The sequence below is a fragment of the Pseudomonas sp. S44 genome, from assembly GCF_016624805.1.
GTDB classification, from domain to species: domain Bacteria; phylum Pseudomonadota; class Gammaproteobacteria; order Pseudomonadales; family Pseudomonadaceae; genus Aquipseudomonas; species Aquipseudomonas machongensis.
The window spans coordinates 82,505-98,132 of the sequence record NZ_JACVTY010000020.1; the positions used below are offsets into that span (position 1 = coordinate 82,505).

The window sequence follows — 15,628 nt, forward strand, 5'->3', positions numbered from 1 at the left end:
GCCATGAAATGTTCAATAATGTTCACTTTATTGCCATCTGATCAGTATTTTCTATGATCAGCGACTGGCGATGGCCTTTTTGTTGCGCTACTATTTTCGGAAACGAACATAGATGTTCACATTCGCTGTGAACCGCCCTCAGGAGGCCTTGCCCGTGTCCCAGCCTGTCCAGCCCCAGCCGCCCCTCGCCGACTGCTATGACCTCGCCGTGATCGGCGGTGGCATCAATGGCGTCGGTATCGCCGCCGATGCTGCCGGGCGTGGCCTGAAGGTCTTCCTGTGCGAGAAGGACGACCTTGCCCAGCACACCTCCTCGGCGAGCAGCAAGCTCATCCATGGTGGCCTGCGCTACCTGGAACACTACGAATTCCGCCTGGTACGTGAAGCCCTGGCGGAGCGCGAAGTGCTGCTGGCCAAGGCGCCGCACATCGTCAAGCCCATGCGCTTCGTGTTGCCACATCGTCCCCACCTGCGTCCGGCCTGGATGATTCGCGCTGGCCTGTTCCTCTACGATCATCTGGGCAAGCGCAAGCGCCTAGGCGGCTCGCGCAGCCTGCGTTTCGGTGCGGGCTATCCGCTCAAGCCGACGATCACCCGCGGCTTCGAATACGCCGATTGCGCAGTCGATGACGCTCGCCTGGTAGTGCTCAATGCCATGGCCGCACGTGAAAAAGGCGCCCACCTGCACACCCGTACCCGCTGCCTGCGCGCCGAGCGCGTCGATGGCCTGTGGCAGGTCGAGCTGCAGCATGCCGACGGCAGCCTGCAGACCATTCGCGCCCGCGCCCTGGTCAATGCCGCCGGTCCTTGGGTGGCAAGCTTCATCAAGGACGACCTCAAGCTCGATGCGCCCTACGGCATCCGCCTGATCCAGGGCAGCCATCTCATCGTGCCGCGGCTGTACGAAGGCGAACATGCCTACATCCTGCAGAACGAAGACCAGCGCATCGTCTTCTGCATCCCTTATCTGGACCGCTTCACCCTGATCGGCACCACCGACCGTGAATACAGCGGCGACCCGGCCAAGGTGGCGATCACCGACGCGGAAACCGACTACCTGCTCAAGGTGGTCAACGAACATTTCAATCATCAATTGTCACGCGCCGACATCCAGCACACCTACTCCGGCGTACGCCCGCTGTGCAACGACGAGTCGGACAACCCTTCTGCCGTCACCCGCGACTACACCCTGGCGTTGTCCGCCAGCGAGGGGCAGGCGCCCCTGCTTTCGGTGTTCGGCGGCAAGCTGACAACCTACCGCAAGCTTGCAGAATCAGCGATGACCGAACTCAAGCCTTTCTTCTCCCAGATGCGCGGCAGCTGGACTGCCAGCGCGCCATTGCCAGGGGGCGAAGGCATGACCAGCGTGCAGGCCCTGGTCGATGCCGTTCTGGCGCGCCACGGCTGGCTGCCGGTGGACATCGCCAAGCGCTGGGTGCTGACTTACGGCAGTCGTGTCTGGCGCCTGCTTGAAGGTGTACAAGGGCCGGATGACCTTGGTCAGTCGATCGGCGGTGGTTTGTTCAGCCGCGAGGTGGATTACCTGTGCGCTGCAGAATGGGCTGTCAGCGTGGACGATATTCTCTGGCGCCGCACCAAACTGGGCCTGTTCACCAATGCTGTCGAGCAACAGGCTCTGGCCGACTACCTGCAGCAGGCCGCCTCGAACCGGGCGCGAGTCCGCGCGGCCTGAGTCATTGACGGGCTGGCGCAACACCAGCCCGTCCCTTGCCTTGCAGGCGCGCAAACCCTTCAGGGCCCTGATGCGCAGGTCGAGCGTCCACTCGTCGATCACCTCGTATCCTTCTTCAATCTCCAGCCAAGCGCGTATGACGCGCGCTCTTATTTCGCTGAACCTGTAGTGACGTGCCCCTTTTCACCCTGACCACTATGGTCATGACACCCGGCACCCACCCATTCGGATTTCCGAACGCTTTCATAACAGTCATTCGGAAACCCGCACGCCCACCCTTGGAAATAATTCGTCAGAAAAGATTAATTCCCAGGAAATTCGCGGCGTTATGATGAATGTCGGAGCTTGGCACGAGTCATGCTCTACACTTGGTAGCCGAACGCACACCGCTTCTTGTTGTGTTCGTTGAACGAAGAGTCCGCCAACGGCTCCATAAAAAAAACAAACGTCGAGGAAAATTTGATGCGTATCGTTCGTCAATTGCTGGGCGCTGCAATCGCCGCCGCCGTCATCGCTTCGCCGGTCATGGCCGAAGAGCTGACCGGCACCCTGAAGAAGATCAAGGATTCCGGCACCATCACCCTGGGCCACCGTGACTCCTCCATTCCGTTTTCCTACCTGGCAGGCAGCACTACACCCGTGGGCTACTCCCACGACGTCCAGCTGGCTGTGGTCGAAGCCCTGAAGAAGCAACTGGGCACCGACATCAAGGTCAAGTACAACCTCGTCACCTCCCAGACCCGCATCCCGCTGGTGCAGAACGGCACCGTCGACCTGGAGTGCGGCTCCACCACCAACAACGTCGAGCGCCAGCAGCAAGTCGGCTTCTCGGTTGGCATCTTCGAAGTCGGCACCCGTCTGCTGACCAAGGTCAAGGACGGTCAACCCTCCTACAAAGACTTCCCGGACCTGGCCGGCAAGAACGTCGTGACCACCGCTGGCACCACCTCCGAGCGCCTGCTCAAGGCCATGAACGCTGACAAGCAGATGAAGATGAACGTGATTTCCGCCAAGGACCACGGTGAAGCCTTCAACATGCTCGAAAGCGGCCGCGCCGTAGCCTTCATGATGGACGACGCCCTGCTGGCCGGTGAAATGGCCAAGGCCAAGAAACCGACCGACTGGGTCATCACCGGCACCCCGCAATCGTACGAAATCTACGGCTGCATGGTGCGCAAGGACGATGCGCAGTTCAAGAAAGCGGTCGATGACGCCATCGTCGCCTACTACAAGTCGGGCGCCGTGCAGAAGAGCTACGACAAGTGGTTCCAGCAGCCAATCCCACCGAAAGGCCTGAACCTGCAGTTCCCGATGAGCGAAGAGCTGAAGAAGCTGATCGCAGAGCCTACCGACAAGGCTGCGGACGAAACCAAGTCCTGATCCCCTGCTGAAATGGCCCGTGTGCTCCACCAAGCACGAATCCAACCGACGGGCCACGCATAAGTGTCTAACCTTTACTTCCGAGGGCGCCCAGCGCTCTTGGAAGTTCAAAGGTGCCCGTGAAACAACCGTCTGAGGGGAAATCCCGATGAATTACAACTGGGACTGGGGCGTGTTCTTCAAGTCCACTGGCGTGGGCAGCGAAATCTATCTGGACTGGTACGTCACCGGTCTGGGCTGGACCATCGCCATCGCCATCTGCGCCTGGATCATCGCCTTGCTGCTGGGATCGCTGCTTGGCGTCATGCGCACCGTGCCGAACCGTCTGGTATCGGGCATCGCCACCGCCTACGTGGAACTGTTCCGCAACGTACCGCTGCTGGTGCAGCTGTTCATCTGGTACTTCCTGGTACCGGACCTGCTTCCGGAGGGCCTGCAGGAGTGGTTCAAGCAGGACCTCAACCCGACCACCTCGGCACTGATCAGCGTGATCATCTGCCTTGGCCTGTTCACCGCCGCGCGTGTCTGCGAACAAGTGCGCACCGGTATCCAGGCCCTGCCCCGCGGACAGGAGTCTGCCGGGCGCGCGATGGGCTTCAGCCTGCCACAGATCTACATGAACGTGCTGCTGCCACAGGCCTACCGGATCATCATTCCGCCGCTCACCTCCGAATTCCTGAACGTGTTCAAGAACTCCTCGGTGGCGTCGCTGATCGGCTTGATGGAGCTGCTGGCCCAGACCAAGCAGACCGCCGAGTTCTCCGCCAACCTGTTCGAGGCCTTCACCCTGGCCACGCTGATCTACTTCACCCTGAACATGGGCCTGATGCTGCTGATGCGCATGGTCGAGAAGAAAGTTGCCGTGCCTGGCCTGATTTCCGTGGGAGGTAAGTAATGGACATGGATTTCAGCGAAATCATCCCTGCCCTGCCCGCCCTGTGGGACGGCATGGTCATGACCTTGCAACTGATGGTCATGGGTGTGGTCGGTGGTATCGCGCTGGGGACCGTCCTGGCGCTGATGCGGTTGTCGTCGAGCAAGCTGCTGGCCAATATCGCCGGCGCCTACGTCAACTACTTCCGCTCCATCCCGCTGCTGCTGGTGATCACCTGGTTCTACCTGGCCGTGCCCTTCGTCCTGCGCTGGATTACCGGCGAAGACACCCCGATCGGCGCGTTCACCTCCTGCGTCGTGGCCTTCATGATGTTCGAGGCGGCCTACTTCTGCGAAATCGTGCGTGCGGGCGTGCAATCGATCTCCAAGGGCCAGATGGGCGCCGCGCAGGCACTGGGCATGACCTACGGCCAGTGCATGCGCCTGATCATCCTGCCCCAGGCGTTCCGCAAGATGACCCCGCTGCTGCTGCAGCAGAGCATCATCCTGTTCCAGGACACCTCGCTGGTCTACACCGTGGGCCTGGTGGACTTCCTCAACTCGGCACGCTCCAACGGCGACATCATCGGGCGCTCCCACGAGTTCCTGATCTTTGCCGGCGTCGTGTACTTCCTCATCAGTTTCTCCGCTTCCTGGTTGGTCAAGCGTCTGCAAAAAAGGATCGCCGTATGATTTCCATCAAGAACGTCAACAAGTGGTACGGGGACTTCCAGGTGCTGACCGATTGCACCACCGAGGTCAAGAAAGGTGAAGTGGTGGTGGTCTGCGGCCCATCCGGCTCGGGCAAGTCCACCCTGATCAAGTGCGTCAACGCGCTGGAGCCGTTCCAGAAGGGCGACATCGTGGTCGACGGCACTTCGATCGCCGATCCGAAGACCAACCTGCCCAAACTGCGTTCGCGGGTGGGCATGGTATTCCAGCACTTCGAGCTGTTCCCGCACCTGTCGATCACCGAAAACCTGACCATCGCCCAGCGCAAGGTGCTCGGCCGCAGCGAGGCGGAAGCCACCAAGAAAGGCCTGGCCTTGCTCGAGCGCGTAGGCCTCGGCGCCCATGCCAAGAAACACCCCGGCCAGCTCTCCGGCGGCCAGCAGCAGCGCGTGGCGATCGCCCGCGCCCTGTCGATGGACCCGATCGTCATGCTGTTCGACGAACCGACCTCGGCACTGGACCCGGAAATGGTCAACGAAGTACTGGACGTGATGGTCGAGCTCGCCCATGAGGGCATGACCATGATGTGCGTGACCCACGAAATGGGCTTCGCCCGCAAGGTCGCCAACCGGGTGATCTTCATGGACAAGGGCAACATCATCGAGGACTGCCAGAAGGAAGACTTCTTCGGCAACCCCGAAGGTCGCCACGAACGCACCCAGCACTTCCTCAGCAAGATCCTGCAGCACTGATGATCCCGGTGTCCGCTGCCTGCCAGGGCAGCGGACGCTGGTCGTGACAAGGCCACTGTGATGAAATGCGATCCTTCGCTACTTCGCCCTGCCAAGCCTGCCGTGAAATCCCGCCTGATCCGCCAACTGTTCCTCCCACCACTGATCGTCCTGCTGATGGTCGGTCTGGGCCTGGTCGGCTACATGATCAGCGAAAACAACGGCATCCGCGCCCTGAGCGAGAACGGCGAGCGCCAGCTCGAGCTGCACGCGCGCACGGTCGAAAGCGAAATCAGCAAGTACACCTACCTGCCGAGTCTGCTGGAGCTCGAAGACAGCGTCTCGCAACTGCTCGCCGAACCTGACGGCGGCTCGCGGCAGGTCGTCAACGAATACCTCGAAGGCCTGAACCGCCGCAGCCGCAGCCGGGCGATCTACGTCCTGGACACCAGCGGCCGGGTGCAGGCCACCAGCAACTGGCGCGACGCCGACTCCTTCCTGGGGGAAGACCTGGCCTTCCGCGCCTATTTCCAGGACGCCGTGCGCGGTCAGCCTGGGCGTTTCTACGGCATCGGCAGCACCACCGGGGAAGCCGGCTACTATCTGGCCCATGGCCTGGAAGAGCACGGCAAGATCATCGGCGTCGCGGTGATCAAGGTCCGCCTGGACACCCTGGAAGAGCGCTGGCAACGCGCCCGCCTCGAAGCATTCGTCAGCGACGAGAACGGCATCATCATCCTTTCCAGCGACCCCGCCCGGCGGTTGAAGTCGGTGCGCCCGCTTACCCCGCAGATCAAGGAAGAGCTGGCGCGCAGCCTGCAATACTACTGGTGGCCACTCAACGAACTGCAACCGCTGGCCCGCGAGACGCTGGGCGATGGTGTAGAAAAACTGACCTTCCCGGCCAACAGCGAAACCGCCCAGGGCAAAGTGCGTGAAGTCGCCTACCTGGCCCAGACCCGGCGCCTGGCTGACACCCCCTGGCACTTCACCCTGCTCACCCCACTGCAGGATCTGCATCGCGAGTCGATGGTCCAGGGCATCCTGGTCGGCGTTGCGTTCGCCCTTCTGGCAATCCTCGGCATCGCCTGGAACGAGCGGCGCAAGGTGATCGCCACGCGCCTGGCCGCCCGCGAAGCCTTGGAAGAAGCCAATAGCCTGCTGGAGCGGCGGATCACCGAACGTACCGCCGACCTGCGTGCCAGCAACGAACGACTCAAGGGGCAGATCCGCGAACGACGTCACGCCGAGCAGACCCTGCGCCATGCCCAGGACGAGTTGGTCCAGGCCGGCAAGCTGGCAGCCATCGGGCAGATGTCGACCAGCATCGCCCATGAGCTGAACCAGCCGCTGGCGGCACTGCGTACCCTGTCGGGCAATACCGTGCGCTTCCTCGAACGCGGAGCCTTCGAGACCGCCAGCACCAACCTGCGCACCATGAACGACCTGATCGACCGCATGGGGCGCATCACCGCCAGCCTGCGCTCCTTCGCCCGGCGTGGCGAGGACAGCGGCCGCGCCTCGCTGGGCAAGGCGGTGGAAGCGTCCCTGCAGGTACTCGGCAACCGCATCGGCGCGTGCAACCTGCAATTGCATCGCCAATTCGATGACCAGCCGCTGGCGATCGACCAGACGCGCCTGGAACAGATCCTGGTCAACCTGCTTGGCAACGCCCTCGACGCCATGACCGCCCAACCCCAGCCGCAGCTGTGGCTGGAAGGCGAACTGGCAGGCGACAGATACCGCCTGCGGGTTCGCGACAACGGCCACGGCATTGACATCGAGGCCCGCAAGCACCTGTTCGAACCGTTCTTCACCACCAAACCGGGCGAGCATGGCCTGGGCCTGGGCCTGACCTTGTCGGCCAGCCTCGCCACAGCCGCCAAGGGCACCTTGAGCGTCGAGCATCCCGCTGGCGGCGGCACAGCCTTCATCCTCACCCTGCCCCTGGTCACCTCCCCCACAGACTCGGCCGATGCCCCATGAACGAAGGGTCCCCATGAACCAAGCACCCTTGACTGTCCTGATCGTCGAAGACGACCCCCACGTGCTGCTCGGTTGCCAGCAGGCGCTGGCGCTCGAGGATATCGCTTGCGAAGGCGTCGGCAGCGCCGAACAGGCCTTGGAGCGAATCGGTGACGATTTCGCCGGGATCGTCGTCAGCGACATTCGCCTGCCGGGCATCGACGGCCTGGAGCTGCTCAATCGCCTCAAGGCCCGCGACCGCAGCCTGCCGGTGGTGCTGATCACCGGCCACGGCGACATCGACATGGCCGTCGGCGCCATGCGCAACGGCGCCTACGACTTCATGGAGAAGCCGTTCTCGCCAGAGCGACTGGTCGATGTGGTACGCCGGGCGCTGGAGCAACGCGGCCTGTCGCGCGAAGTGGTCGCCCTGCGCCGGCAACTGGCCGGTCACAGCTCGCTGGAAGGACGGATCATCGGCCGCTCGCCTGCCATGCAGAACCTGCGCGAACTGATCGCCAACGTCGCCGACACCTCGGCCAACGTACTGATCGAAGGCGAGACCGGCACAGGCAAGGAACTGGTCGCCCGTTGCCTGCACGATTTCAGCCGGCGCCAGACAGCCCCCTTCGTGGCCTTGAACTGCGGCGGCCTGCCGGAAAACCTGTTCGAGAGCGAAATCTTCGGCCATGAAGCCAACGCGTTCACCGGCGCGGGCAAACGGCGGATCGGCAAGATCGAGCATGCCAATGGCGGGACACTGTTCCTCGATGAAGTCGAGAGCATGCCGATCAACCTGCAGATCAAGCTGCTGCGCGTCTTGCAGGAGCGCACTCTCGAGCGCCTGGGCTCGAACCAGAGCATCCCGGTGGACTGCCGGGTGATCGCTGCCACCAAGTCGGACCTGGACGCCATGGGCCAGGCCGGGCAGTTCCGCAGCGACCTGTACTATCGCCTCAATGTGGTTACGCTCGAGTTGCCGCCGTTGCGCGAACGCCGCGAGGACGTACTGCAGTTGTTCGAGCATTTCCTGCAGCAATCGGCGCTACGCTTCGACCGCGAAGTTCCCGAGCTGGACAGCCAGACATTGTCGCGGCTCATGGCTCATGACTGGCCGGGCAATGTGCGCGAGCTGCGCAACGTCGCCGAGCGCTATGCGCTGGGCTTGCCGGCGTTCAAGAAGGCCGGTGGCAGTGCGAGCCAGGGGCTGGGCTTTGCCGAGGCGGTGGAAGCGTTCGAACGCAACCTGCTCAGTGATGCCTTGCAGCGCACTGGCGGCAACCTCAGCCAGGCCAGCCAGGAGCTGGGCATGGCCAAGACGACGTTGTTCGACAAGGTGAAGAAGTACGGGTTGGGTTGACAGGGCTCAGCGCCACCCGACTCAAAGCCCTGCCAGGTGCGTCGCATCCTGACGATGCGCCTTCAGATAGGGCAGCACCGCCGCCAGCAACGGCGCCTTGAACGGCTCCTGGAAGCGGTGCGCCAACCCCGGAATCAAGCGTAACTGGCTGCCCTGGATGTGCGCCGCCAGGTGCACCCCATGCATCACCGGGAGCAGCGGGTCGGCCGTGCCATGCACGACCAGCGTAGGCACACGCAACTGGTTGAGCAGCGCCACCCGGCTCGGCTCCGCCAGGATCGCCATGATCTGGCGCTTGACCCCCTCCGGATTGAACGCCCGGTCATAGGCCAACGCCGCCTGCTGCAACAGCACCGCGCGATCATCGTGCACCGTCGGGCTGCCCAGAGCCGCCAGCAAGTCGGCCTGCTGCTCCAGCGCCACTTCACGGCTCGGTGCACTACGCCGCGCCAGCAACTGCACCAACGCAGGATTCGGCGCCGGCAAGCCTTCGGCACCGGAGCTGGACATGACCAGCGTCAGGCTGCGCACACGCTGCGGCGCCATGGCAGCAAGGTGCTGGGCGATCATCCCGCCCATGCTGACCCCCAATACATGGAACTGCTCGATCCCGAGCTCATCCATCAGGTGCAGACCGTCACCGGCCATGTCAGTCAGGCTGTAGGGCGCCGCCACTGGCAGGCCAAGCTTGTAGCGCAGCAACTCGACGGTGAGGTTGGCCGAAGCCGGTGCCTGGTTCCAGCGCGACAGGCCAACATCGCGGTTGTCATACCGGATGACCCGAAAACCTTGGCGACACAAGGCCTCGACCACATCATCCGGCCAGTGGATCAATTGCCCGCCCAGGCCCATGACCAGCAGCAGTGCCGGATCCCCCGGCGCACCAACGCTCTGGTAGACCAGGCTCAACTCACCCAGCTCGGCTCGCTGCACCGGCACATGGGCATCGCACCGGCCGGCGGCGAAACCTGTCGGTGCCCCGCACAACAAAAGAAAGAAGATCAGAAAAACCCGCATGGAAGGAAACACCAGAATGCAAATCCCCAGTAGAGCGCGAGTCTGATGAAATCCCTTCGGTGGCGCTGCCACAGTTGCGTGACAGTTTGATTAATGTCGCCGAACGGTCATCTGCAGGGTGCTGTCGACAGGCACAGCAACATGAGAGAAACTCAACCCAATCGATCTTTTACCAAGTGTTTCTCCCGGAGTTGCAAGTGCTGGAAATCCGTCACCTGAAAACCCTTCATGCCCTGCGCGAAGCCGACAGCCTGGTGGAGGCCGCCGAGCGCCTGCACCTGACCCAGTCGGCGCTGTCGCACCAGTTCAAGGAGCTGGAAGAGCGCCTGGGGATGCAACTGTTCGTGCGCAAGACCAAGCCGATCCGCTTCACCAGTGCCGGCCTGCGCCTGCTGCAACTGGCCGACGCCACCCTGCCGCTGCTGCGTGGCGCCGAACGCGACATCGCCCGTCTCGCCGGCGGTACCGCGGGCCGCCTGCACATGGCCATCGAGTGCCACAGCTGCTTCCAATGGCTGATGCCGACCATCGACCAGTTCCGCGATGCCTGGCCGGAGGTGGAGCTGGACCTGGCCTCGGGCTTTGCCTTCGCCCCCTTGCCTGCACTGGCCCGGGGCGATCTCGACCTGGTGGTGACCTCCGACCCGCTGGACCTGGCTGGCATCACCTACGTGCCGCTGTTCACCTACGAAGCCATGCTTGCGGTGGCAAACCAGCACTCGTTGGCGAGCAAGCCCTACATCGTTCCGGACGACCTGGCCGACCAGACCCTCATCACCTACCCGGTGGAGCGTGATCGCCTGGACATCTTCACCCGCTTTCTCGAGCCGGCCGATATCGAACCGGCCGCGGTGCGCACCTCGGAGCTGACAGTGATGATGATGCAGTTGGTCGCCAGCGGTCGCGGGGTGTGCGGCATGCCGCACTGGGCATTGCACGAGTACAGCTCGCGCGGCTACGTGAAGGGCAAGCGCCTGGGCGAGAAAGGCCTGTTCGCCACGCTCTATGCCGCAGTGCGCACCGACATGCTCGATGCGCCGTACATGCGTGATTTCCTGCTGACCGCCAAGGATACCTCGTTCGCCACCCTCGACGGTGTCAGCGCGGTGCGCTGAGGCCCTCACGCCACAGCGGCAGGATCAGGTCACGGGTCAAGGGGGCCAGTGCCAGGGTTGGCGCCTGATCGGCCGCCAGCCAGTGAACTTCGTCGATTTCCGCGGCCGGGATCACCGCCTCGGCGCATTCGACGCGAAACAGCTCGGCCTGTACTTCAAAACCCGGCTCGTTGGCCGCCGGAGCGCTGAAACGGCCGAGGTGCACGGCCTGCTCGGGGTCGATGCGCACGCCCAGCTCTTCGTGCAGCTCGCGCACCAGCGCCTGGACCGGCGTTTCACCGGCATCGATCTTGCCACCCGGTTGCATGAAGGCCTGGGTGCCGCGCTTGCGTACCAGCAAGGTACGGCCCGCCGGGTCGATGAGCAGGGCGGCGGCGATATGGATAGTCTTGGTCATGGGGGCATTCCTGGACAGAGGCTGGCGAGGATACCTGATGCAGCGCGCTCTGAGCGGGTTTACCGGGGCAAACGCCAACTCCGCCCTAAGCCGGACGAACGGCCCCTTGCCAACCACCTCGCCAAACGCCATAAACACTGCATGAACCTGCCCGCACAGCAGCACCCGGTGCTCGACCTGTTCCACCCCGCCGTCGGCACCTGGTTCCGGCAACGCTTCGCCACCGTCACCGACGCCCAGGCCCGCGCCTGGCCGCTGATCCACGCCGGCCAGTCGATGCTGCTGGCCGCTCCGACCGGCTCGGGCAAGACCCTCAGCGCCTTTCTCGCAGTGCTGGACGAACTGTTTCGCCAAGGTCTGGAGCACGACGGCGAGCTGCCCGCGCAAACCCAGGTGATCTACGTTTCACCGCTCAAGGCGTTGTCCAACGACATTCGCCTCAATCTCCAGGCGCCTCTCGAAGGCATCGCCCAGGCACTCGCCGAGCAAGACCTGAAAGCACCACACATCACCACCGCCGTGCGCACCGGCGATACACCGCAAAAAGACCGCGCAGCCATGCGCAAACGCGCACCGCACATCCTGGTGACAACGCCTGAATCGCTGTACGTACTGCTCGGTTCGGCCTCGGGTCGTGCCGGGCTGAATCAGGTGCACACGGTGATCGTCGACGAGATCCACGCCCTGGCCGGCAACAAGCGCGGCTGCCACCTGGCACTGACCCTGGAGCGCCTGCAAGCCCTGTGCGGCCGATCGTTGCGCCGCATCGGCCTGTCGGCCACGCAGCGCCCGGTCGAGCGGGTGGCGCAGTTCCTGGTCGGGCATCAGCGGCCCTGCGCCATCGTCGATGTCGGCCACAGCCGCGAGCGCGACCTGGCCATCGAGGTGCCGCCCGTGCCGCTGGGTGCGGTGATGGCCACGGATGTCTGGGAACTGCTCTACGACCGACTCGCTGCCCTGGCCCGCGAACACCGCACCACGCTGGTGTTCGTCAACACCCGGCGCCTGGCCGAACGCCTGACCCGGCACCTGAGCGAGCGCCTGGGCCAGGACGCAGTCGCCGCCCACCATGGCAGCCTGGCCAAGGAGCATCGCCTGTCAGCCGAACAGCGCCTGAAGGCTGGTGGTCTGCGGATGCTGGTAGCTACCGCGTCGTTGGAGCTGGGCATCGATATCGGCGACGTCGACCTGGTGTGCCAGATAGCCTCGCCCGGCTCCATTGCCGCCTTCCTGCAACGCGTCGGCCGCTCGGGGCACCAGGTCGATGGCATTCCCAAGGGCCGACTGTTCCCTACCTCGCGTGACGACCTGATCGAATGCGTGGCCCTGCTCGACTGCGTGCGCCGGGGCGAGCTGGACCTGCTGCACATCCCCAACGCGCCACTGGATGTACTGGCCCAGCAGATCATCGCCGAAGTCAGCAACCAGCCTTGGCCAGAGCAGGCGTTGTTCGACTGCCTGCGCGCCGCGATGCCCTATGCAGGGCTTGACCAGGCGCATTACCAGGCCCTGCTGCAGATGCTCGCCGAGGGTTACAACGGCCGCCAGGGTGTACGCAGCGCCTACCTGCATCGCGACGCAGTGAATGGCACCCTGCGTGGACGTCGCGGCAGCCAGCTCACTGCCCTGACCAGCGGAGGTACCATCCCCGAGACTGCCGACTACAGCGTGCTGCTCGAACCCCAGGCACTGAACATCGGCAGCGTCAATGAAGACTTCGCGGTGGAAAGCATCGCCGGCGATATCTTCCAGCTGGGCAACGCCTCCTATCGCATCCTGCGCGTGGAGCCCGGGCGGGTACGGGTCGAGGATGCCCATGGCCTGCCGCCGACCATTCCCTTCTGGCTCGGTGAAGCGCCGGGGCGCAGTGACGAATTGTCCACCGCAGTCGCGCGCCTGCAGGCACGTCTCGATGAGCAGCTGCAGCAGCATGCAGGCGACCAGTCCCGCGTGCTGCGGTGGCTGCAAGCCGACTATGTGCTGGACGACGACAGCGCCAGCCAGTTGCTCGACTACCTGGGCCGTACCCAGCAAGTGCTGGGCGCCCTGCCGTCGCAGCAGACACTGGTGATGGAGCGCTTTTTCGACGAGTCCGGCGGCACCCAACTGATCATCCACTCCCCCTACGGCAGCCGCATCAACCGCGCCTGGGGCCTGGCCCTGCGCAAACGCTTCTGCCGCACCTTCAATTTCGAATTGCAGGCGGCGGCCAGCGAAGATGCGATCGTGCTGTCGCTGTCCACCAGCCACAGCTTCGACCTCGATGAAGTGTGGCGCTACCTGTCGAGCCGCACCGCCGAGCAGGTGCTGGTCCAGGCACTGCTCGACGCGCCGCTGTTTGGTGTGCGTTGGCGCTGGAACGCGGCCGTGGCGATGGCCCTGCCGCGCTTCATCGGAGGGCGCAAGGTAGCGCCGCAGATCCAGCGGATGAAGAGCGAAGACCTGGTCGCCACAGTGTTCCCCGACCAGATCGCCTGCCTTGAAAACATCGTCGGCGAGCGCCAGATTCCCGACCATCCGCTGGTGCAACAGACCCTCGACGATTGTCTGCACGACGCCATGGACAGCGAGGGCTGGCTGGCACTGCTGCGGCGCATGGAAAGCGGCGAGGTGCGCCTGCTTAGCCGCGACCTGCCCGCCCCCTCACCGCTGGCCGCGGCCATCCTCAATGCTCGTCCCTATGCGTTTCTCGACGACGCACCGCTGGAGGAACGCCGTACCCAAGCGGTGCTCAACCGACGTTGGAACGAAGTGCGCAGCGGCGACGACCTCGGCGCGCTGGATGCCGATGCGATCAGTGCGGTCGCGGATGAAGCCTGGCCAAGACCGCTCAACCTCGACGAAATGCACGAGGCGCTGATGAGCCTGGGCACGATCACGCAAGCCGAGGTGCAAGCCAACGATGGCTGGGCAGCCCTGCTCGGGCAGTTGGCAGACGCTGGCCGTGCCTGCCGTCTGGACACCTGCGGCCAGCCGCTGTGGCTGGCTCGCGAGCGCCTGAGGTCGATGACCACGCTGTACCCCGACGCTTCGCTCGCCCCTGCCCTGCAGCCATTGCCCGGCTTCGACCAGGTCGTCGATGCGGATAGCGCCTTGAGCGATCTGCTGCGTGGCCGCCTGAGCGCCTTCGGCCCACTCACCCTGGCGCAGATCGCCACGCCATTGAGCCGCAGCGAGAGCGACGTCGAGCAGGCGTTGGCGCGGCTGGAGCGCGAAGGCTATGTCTTGCGCGGGCACTTCAGCCCAGGTCAGCCGCCGCTGCAATGGTGCGAGCGTCACCTGCTGGCACGCATTCACCGCTATACCGTCAAGCGCCTGCGCCGGGAGATCGAACCGGTCAGCCTGCAGGATTTCATGCGTTTTCAGTTCGACTGGCAGCACCTGAGCCAGGAGGAACGCCTGCGCGGGCCGCAGGCGGTAGCGCAGGTGCTCGGACAGCTCGAGGGCTTCCCCTGCGCCGCCGGGGCCTGGGAGGCGGAGCTGTTGCCTGCGCGGATCAAGGACTACAGCCCGCACTGGCTTGACGACGCCTGTCGCAGTGGCCAGTGGGCCTGGACGCGGCTGGCCGCCAGTGTGTCGAGCAGTACCCTGTCTAGCACGCCGCTGGTGCTTCTGCCGCGCGAACACCTCGCCCTGTGGCGCAGCCTGGCCAGCATCCCGTCGCCCGAGGCGCTCGGCGCACGGGCACAGCGCGTGCACCAGGCTTTGCAGGCCCATGGCGCGCTGTTCTTCGACGAACTGGCCGAGCAAGCCCGCCTGCTGCCCAGCGAGCTGGAAAACGCCCTGCAGGAACTGGTCGGCTCGGGGCTGGCGGCCGCCGACAGCTTCAGCGGTCTGCGCAGCCTGATAACGCCAGCGGCCAAACGTTCGTCACGCAATAGCCGTCGCGGTCATCCACCGCTGTCCAGCAGCATGGTGCAGGCCGGACGCTGGGCGCTGCTGCGGCGCAGTGCTGGCGAACAGGACAGCGACCAGCGCCTGGAACATATAGCCCGCAGCCTGTTGCGTCGTTATGGGGTGATCTGCTGGCGCCTGCTGGAACGCGAAAGCGCAGCACTACCGCCATGGCGCGAACTCCTGCGCTGCTATCACCGGCTGGAGGCACGCGGGGAAATCCGTGGCGGGCGGTTCATTGCCGGGCTGGCCGGCGAACAGTTCGCCCTGCCCGAAGCCGTGGGGTTATTGCGCCAGGTGCGGCGGCGGGAAGTGGACGGGGCGCTGGTGGTGGTCAGCGCCAGCGATCCATTGAACCTGGTCGGCACCCTGCTGCCTGGTAGCAAGCTACCGGCTGCGGGGGGCAACCGCCTGCTGTATCGCGACGGCGTGCCGGTGGCAGTGCGGATCGCGGGCAACTACCGGTTTCTGATCGAGGGACCGGCCGAGGAACAGCAAACCTGGCGCCAGCGCCTGTTGCGCGACAACTGA

The 15,628-nt window shown here is 64.3% G+C and carries 11 protein-coding genes; 9 read left to right on the forward strand and 2 right to left on the reverse strand.

Annotation, left to right across the window (positions count from 1 at the left end; genetic code table 11):
- Positions 1–154 precede the first annotated feature (154 nt).
- The 7 genes from glpD (at position 155) to IAE40_RS16220 (ending at position 8,674) form a co-directional block, all read left to right on the forward strand.
- Positions 155–1,693, forward strand: coding sequence for a glycerol-3-phosphate dehydrogenase (glpD, locus tag IAE40_RS16190; RefSeq protein ID WP_153774003.1), 1,539 nt, complete (start codon positions 155–157; stop codon positions 1,691–1,693).
- A 462-nt stretch (positions 1,694–2,155) separates the two neighbouring features.
- A complete protein-coding gene (locus IAE40_RS16195; protein ID WP_054891803.1) occupies positions 2,156–3,073 on the forward strand; it encodes a glutamate/aspartate ABC transporter substrate-binding protein in 918 nt (305 codons plus the stop codon).
- A gap of 148 nt (positions 3,074–3,221) precedes the next feature.
- Entirely contained in the window at positions 3,222–3,968 is a 747-nt protein-coding gene (locus tag IAE40_RS16200; RefSeq protein WP_054891804.1) for an amino acid ABC transporter permease, read from the forward strand.
- Positions 3,968–4,639, forward strand: a complete 672-nt coding sequence (locus IAE40_RS16205) for an amino acid ABC transporter permease (protein WP_054891805.1) — start codon at positions 3,968–3,970, stop codon at positions 4,637–4,639. Before IAE40_RS16200 ends, IAE40_RS16205 begins: the two co-directional genes overlap by 1 nt.
- Positions 4,636–5,370: an amino acid ABC transporter ATP-binding protein gene (locus IAE40_RS16210; RefSeq protein WP_065863099.1), complete on the forward strand. Its 735-nt coding sequence runs from the start codon at positions 4,636–4,638 to the stop codon at positions 5,368–5,370. Before IAE40_RS16205 ends, IAE40_RS16210 begins: the two co-directional genes overlap by 4 nt.
- A 60-nt stretch (positions 5,371–5,430) precedes the next feature.
- Positions 5,431–7,335 carry a sensor histidine kinase gene (locus IAE40_RS16215; protein ID WP_063543422.1) on the forward strand — a complete coding sequence of 635 codons (1,905 nt, stop codon included), beginning with the start codon at positions 5,431–5,433 and terminating at the stop codon, positions 7,333–7,335.
- Positions 7,336–7,348: 13 nt separating this feature from the next.
- Positions 7,349–8,674, forward strand: a complete 1,326-nt coding sequence (locus IAE40_RS16220; protein ID WP_054891808.1) for a sigma-54-dependent transcriptional regulator — start codon at positions 7,349–7,351, stop codon at positions 8,672–8,674.
- Positions 8,675–8,695: 21 nt separating this feature from the next.
- Here the strand turns inward: IAE40_RS16220 and IAE40_RS16225 are convergent, their stop codons facing one another.
- Positions 8,696–9,691, reverse strand: a complete 996-nt coding sequence (locus IAE40_RS16225) for an alpha/beta fold hydrolase (RefSeq protein WP_054891809.1) — start codon at positions 9,689–9,691, stop codon at positions 8,696–8,698.
- A gap of 197 nt (positions 9,692–9,888) precedes the next feature.
- Here IAE40_RS16225 and metR point away from each other — a divergent pair, with 197 nt between their 5' ends.
- Positions 9,889–10,806 carry a transcriptional regulator MetR gene (gene metR / locus IAE40_RS16230; RefSeq protein WP_197892673.1) on the forward strand — a complete coding sequence of 306 codons (918 nt, stop codon included), beginning with the start codon at positions 9,889–9,891 and terminating at the stop codon, positions 10,804–10,806.
- Here metR and IAE40_RS16235 read toward each other — a convergent pair.
- Positions 10,790–11,203 carry an NUDIX hydrolase gene (locus IAE40_RS16235; RefSeq protein ID WP_125930577.1) on the reverse strand — a complete coding sequence of 138 codons (414 nt, stop codon included), beginning with the start codon at positions 11,201–11,203 and terminating at the stop codon, positions 10,790–10,792. The genes metR and IAE40_RS16235 overlap by 17 nt on opposite strands.
- 141 nt (positions 11,204–11,344) lie before the next feature.
- On the opposite strand from IAE40_RS16235, the gene IAE40_RS16240 reads away from it, so the two are divergent.
- On the forward strand, positions 11,345–15,628 hold the full coding sequence (locus IAE40_RS16240) for a DEAD/DEAH box helicase (RefSeq protein ID WP_200603532.1): 4,284 nt from the start codon (positions 11,345–11,347) through the stop codon (positions 15,626–15,628).

What these genes read in the sequence shown, in the direction of transcription:
- IAE40_RS16195 (WP_054891803.1), top strand. Translation starts at nt 2,156, where the DNA reads ATGCGTATCGTTCGTCAATTGCTGGGCGCTGCAATCGCCGCCGCCGTC.
- IAE40_RS16200 (WP_054891804.1), top strand. Translation starts at nt 3,222, where the DNA reads ATGAATTACAACTGGGACTGGGGCGTGTTCTTCAAGTCCACTGGCGTG.
- IAE40_RS16205 (WP_054891805.1), top strand. Translation starts at nt 3,968, where the DNA reads ATGGACATGGATTTCAGCGAAATCATCCCTGCCCTGCCCGCCCTGTGG.
- IAE40_RS16210 (WP_065863099.1), top strand. Translation starts at nt 4,636, where the DNA reads ATGATTTCCATCAAGAACGTCAACAAGTGGTACGGGGACTTCCAGGTG.
- IAE40_RS16215 (WP_063543422.1), top strand. Translation starts at nt 5,431, where the DNA reads ATGAAATGCGATCCTTCGCTACTTCGCCCTGCCAAGCCTGCCGTGAAA.
- IAE40_RS16220 (WP_054891808.1), top strand. Translation starts at nt 7,349, where the DNA reads ATGAACCAAGCACCCTTGACTGTCCTGATCGTCGAAGACGACCCCCAC.
- IAE40_RS16225 (WP_054891809.1), bottom strand. Translation starts at nt 9,691, where the DNA reads ATGCGGGTTTTTCTGATCTTCTTTCTTTTGTTGTGCGGGGCACCGACA.
- IAE40_RS16235 (WP_125930577.1), bottom strand. Translation starts at nt 11,203, where the DNA reads ATGACCAAGACTATCCATATCGCCGCCGCCCTGCTCATCGACCCGGCG.
- IAE40_RS16240 (WP_200603532.1), top strand. Translation starts at nt 11,345, where the DNA reads ATGAACCTGCCCGCACAGCAGCACCCGGTGCTCGACCTGTTCCACCCC.